This window comes from Sphingopyxis granuli, from assembly GCF_001559015.1.
Lineage (GTDB): Bacteria > Pseudomonadota > Alphaproteobacteria > Sphingomonadales > Sphingomonadaceae > Sphingopyxis > Sphingopyxis granuli.
The window spans coordinates 2576000-2588872 of the sequence record NZ_CP012199.1; the positions used below are offsets into that span (position 1 = coordinate 2576000).

Here is a 12873-nt window from a genome sequence, read left to right on the forward strand (position 1 = left end):
TATTAATTATGCATATCGCCAACGCTGTCCGAAGCTGTGAATATGCAAGGTCAAAAATTAAAGGATTTACCATTAGCGACAATGCCAACAGCCCGCCACGCCGGTAAACTATTAGAGAAGAAGTAACCAAAAAAGACGTACTTATAAACTGAAAAAAAGATTCATATTGAAACGGAAATTGTCCATTTTGAATAAAGTAAATTATACTTTGCCAAGTATATTCGAACGTAAAATATGATAATATATCATCATAATTAAAATAACTAAACAGGGAGTCGCCTGATGTTATTATTTGAATGTAAACTTCGCGATCCCATAATATAGCATTGTATTTATCAAGAATTATATCAACCCATGGGATTAGCGATATCAAGCCGACAAGCAATGATGCCAGCCAGAAATTCTTATAATGCGTCGTGTAAACTTGATAGCTAGGTGGACGTATGGTCATTCTAGGCGACACTGCCTTCTGATAATTAAGAATTCCACGGAGACCTGTAATGAAAATTCTTTTCCTGACTTCTTCAATGGAAGGTGGCGGCGCGGAGCGGGTCGCCGCCTTGCTGGCCAATGCTTGGGATGCCAAGGGCCATGACGTCACGCTGATGCCGACATTTTCCGGGCGGGGGGAATGCGTCTATCCTCTCTCCGCCGGCGTCCATCTTGAATTCCTCTCCGATGCAGTCGGCGAAAATGCGGGAAAAATAACCCGATTGAGGGCATTGCGCGCCATCATAAAGGCAGCGAATCCTGATGTCATCCTTTCATTCATGTCCCATGTAAATGTCGCGGCCCTGCTAGCGGCAGGAGGAACAGGGATTCCGGTCATTGCCTGCGAACGGACCTATCCGCCCGGTCTGTCCCCGCCCCTGCCCCTTTCCTATCGCCTGCTCCGCCGCCTGACTTATCCGTTCGCCGCCGCGCTCGTTGCCCAGACGCGGGCGACCGCCGACTGGATGCGCGCGCGCGCGCCGCGCACTGAAATCGCGATCTTGCCCAATCCGGTCATCCTTCCCATGAAGGATACCGACCCGGCGATACCGATCGCAGATCATCTGGAAACGCCGGACCGTTTAGTCCTGTGGGTGGGGCGGATGGATGACGCGAAGCGGCCCAGCGTCATGGTGGACGCCTTCGCCGCCGCCGCCGGATCGTTGCCGGGCTGGAAACTGGTCATGCTGGGCGACGGGCCGCTTCGCGACCGCATCCGAAGCGAATTGCCGGCCAGGGGGCTGGAAAGCCGCATATTGCTGCCCGGCTTCGCGGGCAATCTGCGCCAGTGGTACGAGCGGGCGGACATATATGCGATGACGTCCAGCTACGAAGGCTTTCCCAACAGCTTGCTCGAGGCGATGGCCCATGGCACCGCATCCGTCGTATTCGACGTAAAGACGGGGCCCGCGCAATTGAGCGACGCCGGGCAGCGGGCGATCCTGCTGCCGGACAATCGGCATGTCGAGCGTCTGGCCGCGAGCCTTTGCGACCTAGGCCTGCATCCGGAACGGCGGGCTGTGCTCGCCGCGTCCGCGCGCGAAGTCGTCGAACTTTATTCGCGGGAGGCGATTCTGGACCAATGGCAACGGCTGTTTGCATCCGCCACGGCGCGTCAGGACGATCCCAGCTCATCATAAAGAAAGGCGACGAATCCAATCGGCCACGCCAGCAATGCCAGAAAGCGTCCGGGAAACGTCCGGGGCGAATGGCGAACAGAACCGCCGCCGCGGCGCAGGTGTAAAGAAAAACGGCCATGATTCGCCGCAACCTTCAGCACCTTGATCGGCGCCCGGAAAAACCACCGCCACTCATGATCGGCAAAATCCGCGGCAGCAAAACATTGCCCCTCAGCCACGCCCCGCATCTTCGCGACCGTCTTCCGGCTGTGGATCAGCGAATCCTGCTCTATATGATATATACGAACGACATCGTTGACATAACGGGTGCGATATTTGCGGGCGATGGCGTTCCAGATCAGGCCTTCGCCGACTAGCCCCTCGATAAACTCGGGAAAAGGATATTCGCGCAGCACAGCCGTTCGCTGAAACCCCCATTTTTCTCCGCCAATGCCATCGCCGAGCGTCGAGGACAAGGTGTCGCTGTCATAAGGATCGGTCGGATAGCTGTCCCCCACGATCACCCCCTGTTCGTCGATGCACAGTCCCGTGACGCCGACATAAGCCCCGCGTTCCGCCTCAGGAATGCTGTTCCAACGATCGTGAAATATCCGAAGCGCGTCCGCGGGCGCCGTGTCGTCGCTGTCCCAACAGAGAAACAATTCGCCCCGCGCCTCGCGGACGCCATGATTGAAGGCCGTTTTCTTGTGGCCATTCGTCTGATGGAAGTAGCGGATGGGGAAATCCGCTTCCGCAGCCCAGCCGGCGATCAGTTCGGCGCTGTTGTCGGTTGAGCCGTCATCGACGACGACCCATTCGAAATCGCGAAATGTCTGCGCGGTAATGCTTTCGTATACGCGTGGCAGCGTATGCGCGCGATTATAGGTTGGGGTGAAAATCGTGAAGAGAGGTGTGGCCATGACTATTGGGCTAGCAACTGCCGTACCTGTGGATCACGCGACGCCACGACGTTCTGGACAAGCGGGAACGGATGGTCGCCATCGACAACCAGATGCCAGCCATAGTCTCCCTTCGCCTTGTCCTGGGCGAAAATGGTAAAGCCCTGTGCGGTCAGCAGTTGATGGATGTCGGCATAACGGTAACCGAATTGCTCAAAATGAGCGTCACCTACCTCGATGAGTAGGTGACGTGTGCGTCCCAAGGATTTCTCCAGCCCCTTGAGCACGAACAATTCAAAACCCTCGACGTCAATCTTGATCAAATCGATATCCGCTTCAGGTAAAAGATATTGCGCCGGGATGACCGGCACGACGATATCACCCTTGCCGATCTGATTCATGTCGTCGGACCGCATATCGCTGAACTGCGTCCAACCGAATTCCGAACCGCAAGCGGCATTCACGGGATGGATATTAGTCCGCTGATTCAGGCGCACATTTTGCGACATCAATCCGAAAATCCGAGGGTGCGCTTCGAATGCAAAGACTCTACCGTTGGCCCCGACGGCCTGGGCGCCCGCGAGAACGAGATCTCCAATGTTGGCGCCGATATCGACATAGATTCCGCCAGGCGCCAACAGCGACTGGATGATATTGACGTCGTCCGATCGTTCCTGCGCGTAAAGCCACAGGTTCATCGAAAGGGCCGTATTGAAGAAATGAAGTTGATAGCCGCGGCGGCGAATCTGCAACCCTAACCTTTCGGCCGCCCCCGTCCGCGCCAGTATGCGTGACGCCAAGAACCGAACAGGCTGCCGCTCTTCTCCCAGTCTTTTGACGATTTGCGAGATTTTCATGCCTGTTCCACATCTGTTCTGAAGGTTGCAGCAAGTGCCCTGTCGGGAACCGGCCCGAAAACTGCACAATTGATTCCGATCGTCCTGTACACAGCCCGGAACGCAAGCGCACGATAGCTGACCAGCGCGATCGATGCCGCCAAGCTAGCTCCCACTACGCCGAAAGGCGGGATGAGCGCGAGGCAGAGAACCACCGATATCGCAAGCCCCATCCCGACCAGCGCCGTAATTCGATTATGATGACCCGTCATATTCAATAAGTATATGGGATCGCCAAAAAAGAAGGTGATGAAATGGCCCATCGCGAGCACCGAAAGCGCCAGACCGGCACCGGCATAGTCAACGCCGAAAACCAGCGTTATGATCTGCTTTGAAAAAAAGATAAGCGGGACAGCGGCAAACACGCCCGCCGCCATGATCAATCGAGCTGTTTGCCGAACCAGTCGCTGCAGTTTCTCATGATCCTCCGCTGCATACAAGCGCGCATATTCGGGAGCGAGCACCGTCGTCGCCGCGCCATATGCGAACGCCACGAGCAGTCCGCCTTCCACGGCGACGCGATAGAGGCCGACCGCCTCTTCATTGGCGATCAGCCCCAGCATCAACAGATCGACCCGCATCAGCGCCATATACACAAGCGCATTCACCATGAATCCGAGCCCGGTGCGCACGAGCATTCCGCCACCGCGTTTTATACCGCTGTTCGGAATCTCCTGACCGCGCAAAAGCGACCACAGGTGAATGCAGGCGACTGACAACATAAAAAAAACGGCCAAAAAACGCGCTTCGACCGCTATTTCTGCATAATAGCGCCCCGTCGCCAACATCACGGCGGCACTAACAAGCAGCGTCACCAGCGACAAAAGCAGCGTGCCATAGAATTGGAACGCAAGAGTCCGGCCAAGGCCGCGAAGCACGCCGATCGTCACTTCGAAAAAAACCGTCGGAAAAATCAGCCAGAGGCCGATCTTCATCAACCGATTGAGCGAGGTCGGCGGAAGAAACTGCAGCACCAGCTGGCCGATCGCAACGATCACCAGCGCCGCTAGGCCGACCAGCAGATATCCCTTCCGGATTGTGTCGCGGATATCGACCGCCATGTCGCGCCCACGTGCCGCGGCGATATCGCGCGTCAACAATTCAGGCAGGCCAAGTCTCGCCGGCAACAGCAGCAGCCCCACCGCGGCAATGACGAAAGAATAGGCGCCGAATTCTGCGGGGCCGAGCCAGCGCGCGAAAACGATCCCCAGGCCGACCGCCACCGCGCGGTCCAACAGGCTTACCGCGCCTACTCCCGCCGCTTGTTGTATGAATGCGCGCAATTGCATCGGTATCGATCGTAAGCTCGTCGTCGATCTACAAGCGTAAATCGCTCTCGGCGAGAGGCAATATACCTTTCACGTCGACAAGAATCGAATCCGGCTTCCCAAACGCGCGCAGCGCCGCGCTTCCGTTCTCGGCAAATTCGCGATGTCCCACTGCCAGCACTACGGCGTCATATTCGCCTGCCGCCGGATGATCAGTGAGGTCGATGCCATATTCATGCTGCGCGTTCGCAGCATCAACCCAAGGATCATACACATCGACCTTGACGCCATATTCCATGAGTTCGGACACGACGTCGACGACGCGGGTATTGCGGATGTCGGGACAATTCTCCTTGAACGCCAGTCCAAGCACCAAGATACGCGCGCCCTGCACTGGCAGGGTGCGCTTGATCATCAGGCGCACGATCTGACTGGCGATATAATTCCCCATCCCGTCGTTGACCCGGCGTCCCGCCAGGATGACTTCGGGATGATAGCCGACCGCCTGCGCCTTGTGCGTCAGATAATAGGGATCGACGCCGATGCAGTGTCCGCCGACAAGGCCGGGAGTGAAGTTCAAGAAATTCCACTTGGTACCCGCCGCCGCCAGCACGGCCTGCGTATCGATCCCCAACCGCCCGAAGATGATCGCCAATTCATTCATCAGCGCGATATTCAAGTCGCGCTGGGTGTTTTCGATCACCTTCGCCGCCTCAGCCACCTTGATGCTTTGCGCCATGAAGGTGCCGGCGGTGATAATCTGGCCATAAAGCCGGTCGATCCACCGTGCGACTTCCGGCGTCGATCCGCTCGTCACCTTGCGGATTGTCGGCAGCCGATGTTCCTTGTCGCCCGGATTGATCCGTTCGGGACTGTAACCGCAAAAGAAATCCCGGTTGAACCGCAGCCCGCTTTCGCGCTCCAGGATTGGAACACAATCCTCCTCGGTGCATCCCGGATAAACAGTACTTTCGTAGATGACGATATCGCCGCGCTTCAGGACTCGCCCGACACTTTCCGACGCCTTGATCAGCGGCGTAAGATCAGGCCGCTTGTGCCGGTCGATCGGCGTCGGAACTGTCACGATATAAACGTTCGCATCGGCAAGATCGTCGATATCGTGCGAAAAGGTCAGCCGATCCGCTGCCGCCAGTTCGGTCGCCGTGGTTTCCAGCGTATCGTCGCGCCCGCTCCGCAGTGCGGTGATACGACCCACGTTGATGTCGAAACCGGTGACAAGCCGCTGGCGGCCGAATTCCACCGCCAGCGGTAGCCCGACATAGCCGAGTCCGATCACCGCGATCCTCGCGGCATCGAAATCGGGTAGCGCAGCTTGATCGGAGCCGGCGTCGATATCGGTCATTTGCGGAAATAATCCCTATACCAAGCGACGAACTGCGCGACGCCGACACGAAAATCGGTTTGCGGGCGGTATCCGGTCAGACGTTCAAGCAGGCCGGCGTCAGCCCAAGTCGCCGGAACGTCACCCATTTGCATCGGCATCAGGTTATGCTTTGCCTTCATGCCCAGGGATTCCTCGATCGCGGCCACGAAATCGAGCAACCGCACCTTGTCGTTATTTCCAATATTAACGATGCGAAACGGGGCGACCGGCGACAGGCTGTCACCCTCTTCTATATCCGACGCGTCCGCTGGCCGCTGCGGCACAGCGTCGATCAGCAGTCGGATGCCTCGGACCAGATCGTCGACATAGGTAAAATCGCGATACATGTTCCCGCCGTTGTACAAGTCGATCGGGCGACCATCGAGCATCGCATCGACGAATTTATATAGCGCCATGTCAGGGCGTCCCCATGGTCCGTAAACCGTGAAGAAGCGAAACATGGTGGTCGGCACATTCCACAGATGAGCATGAGCGTGCGCCATCGATTCCGTGGCTTTCTTCGTCGCCGCATAGATGGTCAGTTGCGTGTCCGCCTTTTCGGTCTCAGTAAAAGGCATATCGTCATTGGCACCGTAAACCGACGAGGTGGATGCCATCAGCAAATGCCCCACCGAATTGCGCCTCGCCGCCTCCATCACGTTGAAGGTGCCGACCACGTTGGCAGAGATATAAGCGTGCGGATTTTCCAGCGAGTATCGCACGCCAGCTTGCGCGGCAAGATGTACGATCACATCCGGCCGGAAATCATCGATCACGCCGTCGATGCCATCCCGATCCTCCAGCATCGCTTCGACAGCCTGGAAATGCTGGTTCTGCAGCAGTATCTGATGCCGCCGTCGCTTCAGTTCGACGTCGTAATAATCGGTCATCCCGTCAAAGCCGCACACCTCATACCCCTCGGCGAGCAACAGCCTAGCGAGATGAAAGCCAATAAAACCGGCGGTCCCGGTGACAAAAATCTTGCGGCGCACCATCTACTCCAATCTCTGCTCGTTCAATGTTGCACGGCGGTTTTCTGGTCATCATCCGAACGGCGAACATCATTCGACAGGGCCAGTCGGTTCAGCCTGACGTCGACCCCCGCATCGCTCTGCGTCGTGTCGAGTTCGATGCCCGCACGATACCAGCGACAATCGGACGGCGGGACAATCACCGTCTCGCTGCCGTCCCCTTCCGACAGCGTGACCGGGGCGATCGGGGTACCACCCTTCCCGCGTTCAGCGCAGGTCAGGCGAAACTTGAGCATTGCGCCGGGAGCCGCGGCAATTCCTGATACTTTCCAGTTCAGTCGATAACGCCCCGCTTGCGGTACCAGGGCAAGTTGATCGGCTGTTACGCCGTTTGCGGCGGGCAGACTCGATATGAAAAGGCCTTGACTGCCGCGTTCCATGGCCGCGCCGATCTCGCCCGTCTGCCGCAACTCCCAATCGAAAGGCATGAATTGCGGCGCGTGAGAGAAATCGGAATTCCGCAGGAAAGCGCCCGCCGGCGGCGCCTTCAGCCCGAGCGAGCGCGCAAGATCATAAGCCAGGTCGAAATGATTTGCGTGTCCAAGTTGCACAATTAGGGTCCGGTCCGTGTCCGACGCCTCGCGAAGATTCCACGGCGGCCCCGCAATTCGCAGTCTCAACTCGCCAGCTTGCGGCGCCACCGCCGGTACTTGTAAAATCGCGTTCCAATAATCGGTGCTCCAGCCCGGTAAATTCCCGAGCAAGGGAGCCAAGGCTTCCAGCGCGCCGGGACTGCCCGTCGCCGCCGCCATCCGATTCATGTAAAAGGATCGCATCTCGTAACTGACTGCCATTGCGCGCCCAAGCAACGTGATTGCGCGTCTCGGATTATTTTCCGCCAGTGCCTGATCGATCAACATGACGTTAACCAGATTTTCCCGCCGCGTTACCCGACTGGCAAGTTCCAGGAACTGTGATGCCCGATCCGTTGCTCCATTGACCGTCAATGCCCGAAACATGACGGGAAAAGCAGCCGAAGCGAGAGGCTCTTCGGCGAACCCCTCTTCGGCAAGCTTCCGTTCCAGCGCCGTCGGCATGGCTTGCGGATCTTTCGAAAGGCGCGCGGAATAGGACGATCGCGACAGTACCGCCTTGGAAAGGCCGGTCGGGAAAATCGCGACCTGCATTGCCCGCGCGGGCGCCCGTGATTGATTGACAAGCGTATAACTCATCAACCCCACAGCGATGGATGTCAGCAGGGCCGTGACCAGAAAAGCAGACAGCTTCATATAATCAGTCATGTCTTTGGCGACTTTTTGACGACGGGATCAATCCGTCTTTTCGGGGTTCGTGTCGACGCCGTAGCCATAGCCATAACCGTAACCATAGCCATAACCGTAACCATAAATCTCGTTCCTTCGGCCGACCTTGGTAACCAGGGCGCCGAATATCTGCGCATCTGACTGCCGCAGCCGACTGAGAGCCGATTTGACGGCACGCGAGCTATTGCTCGACGCATCGAGGGTGAAAATGATGCCTTCCACCTGTCTGGACAGCAAAGGCGCGTCGGCCAATCCGAGCACCGGTGGCGAATCCAGGATAACATGATCATAGTCGCGCAGCAGCAGGTCGATCAGCCTGCCCAGCCGCGATGAACTGAACAGTTCCGCCGCATTGGGCGGGGTCGGGCCAGCCAGCATATAGTCGAAACCGAACTGTTCCGATGGATGGACGAGCCCCGTCAGATCGTCGGCCCCGGTCAGATAATTGCTGAGACCATATTTGTTTTCGACCCCCAGCATTTCATTCAACGACGGGCTGCGAATATCGGCGTCGATCAGGACGATCCTCTTACCGGTGGCGCTGAATATATGCGCCAGGCTCAGCGCCGAGCTTGATTTGCCTTCGGCAGGACGAGTCGACGTCAGCATGAAACTGCGCGGGGCTCCGTGCTGAGTCAGGAAAGTCAGGTTAGACTGAGCAGCGAGATAGGATTCATAGATCATCGATTTCTTGTCTAGCAGCATATCCTTGAAATCGTCGGACGCGACCTGAGGGATAGAACCGAGTAGCGGCAATCCGAACCGTTTCGTCACATCGGCCGGGTCGCGAATGGACTGGTCCAGCTGTTCAAGGATGAAGACAAGCGCGACAGCCAACATCATACCCGCGATCAACGACAGCAGCAGGTTCAGGATCAACCGTGGACTCGATGGAGCATTTGCCGGTACCCCCGTATCCACCACCGCGATATTGTTGGTTCCGACGCCAGCTGCACCGATTTCCTTATACCGCTGCAACAGGCCGTCATAAAGTTGCCGGTTCGTATCGACTTCGCGTTGCAGGTTTGAATAAGCAATCGAACGGCGCTGTTGATCGCGGTAATCAGCCGTGATGCGATCCAATTCCGCTATCAGTTCGCGTTCCCGCTTTAACGCGGCGGTATAGGTTTCCTTGTTGATATTCCGGGTCCGCGCCGTTTCCGCTGCAACCCCGCGATTCAGAACATCTAGCTGTTCCTTTTTAGCGATAACCTCCGGATAATCGTCGCCAAAGGTCGCTTGAAGCTGCGACAGTTCCGCTGCAGCTTCCGTGCTTTTCTGCCGCAATACGCTGACCGCATTGTTGCTGGAGGTATCGGCCGTGGCGGTCGAATTCTGTAACTGGCTTTCGGCGATGATCCGGTTGTCGCGCGCCAGCGCCAGCGCCTGGCTGACCTGCTCGATATCACTCGACACCAATGTACGTTCGGCGACAGTGCGTCCCGTGAGAGAATCGGTCCGGCTTTGCAGCGTGATGATCCCGTTGTTCGTCGCATAGGTGATCAGCTGACGCTCTGAATCCTCCAGATTTTGCCGGAGGGTTCCTATGCGCTGCTCCAGGAACCGCCGCGCATCGCTGGTCGCTGCAAAGCGCCGGTCGAGGTTGGCGGCAATATACTGTTGAACCCACAGATTCGCCAATCGCGCAGAAAGGGCTGGCGACGGAGTGGAAAAGCCGACATCGATGAGGCTGGACGTGCGAACGGGCGTGATGGTGACGCTGTCCAGCAAGATGTCCATCGCACGCTTGGTCATGCGGTCGCGTTGCGCGCTGTTGGGCACGGCGTCCGCGTTTTCCATTTCATCCAATCCGAAAGCGCTGACAAACTCCTTATCGTTCAGCAGATTTCCAGCGCGAACGGCGCGCTCCGCCAGCGAGCGCGATTCCAACAGGCTGTATTGCGTGTTGTAAAACGCAATTTCGTTCGACATCGTCTTTTCGCGCGCACCCTCCACCTGCGTTTCCACGGGGGATTGCGGCGACACCTCGATGCGCGACGTGCTCGTGTAAAGCGGCGTCATCAGAAAGGTGATGGCCAACCCGAGACCGACGCATGCAGCAATACTGCCGATGACCCACGCCTTATGGCTCATCAATGCGACGAACGCCCGTTCGAGCACGTGCATGTCGAACAGGCCACGGTCATCGCGGGACTCGTCAACGTGATTTTCTGTTATATCGGAGGTCGCCACCAACTGCCCGCGCGCGCTGTCCATTTTTTGAATGATCCGTTTAGAGTTGGTTGCCAAGGATGACGAGCGGCGTGCTCAGCAGCGTAGAGGCTTTGAGAATATTATCGAGCATCCGCCGTTGCGGCGAATCCCCGACGACGACGACGTCGTTAGGAAAAACTTCCGGGTCTGCATAATTCCCCCGCCGGATAGCGAGGAGATTATAGACGCCGACATATTGCTGCCCGGCGACGTTACGAAAAACAAGCACGTCGTCCAGTTTCGAAAACTCGGTGGTGCCACCCGCCAGCGCGACAGCACGCATCAACGTCGCCTTGCCGGAAAGAGGATATTGCCCCGGTTTCCTCACCTCTCCGTCGATGGTCACGCCCTGCGCTTGAAACGTCAGAGGGTTTTGCGGCGTCCGGAAATTTACGGTCACGCGCGGATCGCGCAAATAGCGTCCGCGCAGTCGCGTCTCGATCTCGGTCGCAAGCTGTTCCGGCGTCTTGCCGGCGCCCTCCACGGCTCCGATCAAGGGGAATGTGAAGCGCCCCTCGCCGTCAGTCACGACGTCCAGCCGAAGGTCGCGAACCCCGAAAACATCCAGCGACAGCTCGGAAAAAGGGCCGACGAAGGAGGTCCGGACGCTCGACCGCACATCGTCGCCCGTCGGTACAGGCAAGCTTGTCAACAACGTAACCCCGCTGGCCGGATCGACGGCGACCGGCCCGGCGGGCTTCACGCAAGCCGACAAGCCCAGCATCGCGACAGCTGACAGAAAACGCAGATCCATCATAAACATATTCCAGAACGAAACCCAGCAGGCAGCGCCACGGCCATAGGGCGAAAAAAACGGATTAGGAAGCAGGTTTAGCCGCCTCGTCGATCCCGGCGGAGCGCGTTCGGCATTTGACAGAAAGGACGACAAGAAAGGCCGCGACCATTTCCAGCGACGGCACACGCAACGGATAATCGACGAAACTACATATCGCCAGACAGGCGAAGGCCGCACCCAGCAACATGGCCTCGACTTTCACCGGCGTCGTTACCCTTCCCCGGCCGAAAACCGCGCCGACCAGAGTCACGGCCAGCCACACAAGACCGGCCAAAGCGATCAGAACCCCCGGCAACCCGCCTTCGATGGGAAGTTGCAGCCAGTCGTTATGCGCCTGGTTGAAATAGGACGGCAACAGTAATGCGTCGGGTTCGACGGTTTGAAATAATTTGGAGAAGGAGCCAAATCCTCCTCCGAGGACCCATTGGGATTTCAGCAACCCCAGTACGGTGCCGAATGCCGCGAAACGCATGTCCGCCGCAGCATCTCCATCGCCGTCGATCAGGCGCACGATGGCATTGGAACGGTCGGACCAGTAGAAAAGCGCAATTAGTCCCCCGATGACGACAAAGGGCAGGACGATCACCGCCACGCGAACCAACGGTCGCGCCGGCATCGCTCCTGCCGTCCGCCGGCCCACTGCCTTTGCCCGTTGCCCCGATCCCCAGCGGATCGCGCCGAAAATGACGGTTAATGCGAGCAGTCCACAGATCAATCCCTGCCGCGATCCGATTGTCAGAATCAGCAGGATTAGGATCAATATGCTGCCGGACAGTGCCGGCACCACAACCGGGCGGGAATGCTTGCGCAGAAATTCCTGCGTTATCAGCCAGCCCGCCGCCAATATGCCCAGCGCCAGGAGCAGCGCCTGATGATTGCGGTTGGCGAACAAACCGACGAGAGCGCCCTCGTTGGTGATGCGATAGAGATAGAATGCGCTGCGCGCACCTGCGACGAACTGGAACAGGGAAAAAGCCGCGGACAGCATCGCGAAGGCCCAGATCGCCCACCATAGCCGGACACGTTCCTCAACCGGGATCGCGGCGGACAGCAACAAAGCGGCGGCAGGTACCGACAATGCCAGCAGGCTGTTCCGCGTCAGCGAAGGCGTCATGCTGATCGGCCGCCACCGGTCGGCATGCCCCAGCAGCCGGTCCATGCGGTATATAATATCGCGGCCTGGCAGCGATGACCAGACGTCCGCCGGCAGAGGAACCAATTGAGCGATCATCCATAGCGCCAGCAATCCCAGCAGGGTCAACGGCAGGCGAATTTCGCGCCATGTTCCCGTGCGCGTCGTGGCGAGCGCGAAAAAAGCGAACAGCACGGCAGAGGCGCGAAAAAATGGTAGCGATGCGATATCGCTTCGCGAGCTGCCGCCCATGACCGCGATGAGAAATCCGAAAGCCAGCAGAACCAGCCAGCGTTCGCGCGGTAGCATGTCGCCCGAAAAAATCGATCGAGTCTTCGTCTTCATCGAAACTCCACCCTCATCGATGTCCGCCGAACTGTT

Annotated in this window: 10 protein-coding genes; 1 reads left to right on the forward strand and 9 read right to left on the reverse strand. The window is 57.8% G+C overall.

The window, feature by feature from the left end; genetic code table 11:
- The first annotated feature begins 500 nt into the window (after nt 1-500).
- Entirely contained in the window at nt 501-1631 is a 1131-nt protein-coding gene (locus tag SGRAN_RS11920) for a glycosyltransferase (RefSeq protein ID WP_082737225.1), read from the forward strand.
- On the opposite strand, the gene SGRAN_RS11925 is transcribed toward SGRAN_RS11920, so the two are convergent.
- From SGRAN_RS11925 to SGRAN_RS11965, 9 genes are all read right to left on the reverse strand, one after another.
- Nucleotides 1607-2530: a glycosyltransferase family 2 protein gene (locus tag SGRAN_RS11925; protein WP_067183906.1), complete on the reverse strand. Its 924-nt coding sequence runs from the start codon at nt 2528-2530 to the stop codon at nt 1607-1609. The two genes, SGRAN_RS11920 and SGRAN_RS11925, sit on opposite strands and share 25 nt — an antisense overlap.
- A gap of 2 nt (nt 2531-2532) precedes the next feature.
- A complete protein-coding gene (locus SGRAN_RS11930) occupies nt 2533-3366 on the reverse strand; it encodes an FkbM family methyltransferase (protein WP_082737226.1) in 834 nt (277 codons plus the stop codon).
- Complete coding sequence (locus SGRAN_RS11935) at nt 3363-4694, reverse strand: oligosaccharide flippase family protein (protein WP_082737227.1); 1332 nt, start codon at nt 4692-4694, stop codon at nt 3363-3365. Before SGRAN_RS11935 ends, SGRAN_RS11930 begins: the two co-directional genes overlap by 4 nt.
- Before the next feature lie 28 nt (nt 4695-4722).
- Nucleotides 4723-6036 (reverse strand): Vi polysaccharide biosynthesis UDP-N-acetylglucosamine C-6 dehydrogenase TviB, encoded by a 1314-nt coding sequence (gene tviB / locus SGRAN_RS11940; protein WP_067183913.1) that lies wholly within the window; start codon nt 6034-6036, stop codon nt 4723-4725.
- A complete protein-coding gene (locus tag SGRAN_RS11945; protein ID WP_067183916.1) occupies nt 6033-7052 on the reverse strand; it encodes an NAD-dependent epimerase/dehydratase family protein in 1020 nt (339 codons plus the stop codon). The genes tviB and SGRAN_RS11945 overlap by 4 nt, the downstream gene beginning before the upstream one ends.
- A gap of 20 nt (nt 7053-7072) precedes the next feature.
- Nucleotides 7073-8329 (reverse strand): hypothetical protein, encoded by a 1257-nt coding sequence (locus SGRAN_RS11950; RefSeq protein WP_067183918.1) that lies wholly within the window; start codon nt 8327-8329, stop codon nt 7073-7075.
- A gap of 27 nt (nt 8330-8356) precedes the next feature.
- Nucleotides 8357-10567: a GumC family protein gene (locus SGRAN_RS11955; protein WP_067183921.1), complete on the reverse strand. Its 2211-nt coding sequence runs from the start codon at nt 10565-10567 to the stop codon at nt 8357-8359.
- A gap of 16 nt (nt 10568-10583) precedes the next feature.
- Entirely contained in the window at nt 10584-11321 is a 738-nt protein-coding gene (locus SGRAN_RS11960) for a polysaccharide biosynthesis/export family protein (protein WP_237233492.1), read from the reverse strand.
- Nucleotides 11322-11382: 61 nt separating this feature from the next.
- Nucleotides 11383-12837, reverse strand: a complete 1455-nt coding sequence (locus SGRAN_RS11965) for an O-antigen ligase family protein (protein WP_067183924.1) — start codon at nt 12835-12837, stop codon at nt 11383-11385.
- Nucleotides 12838-12873: the final 36 nt, after the last annotated feature.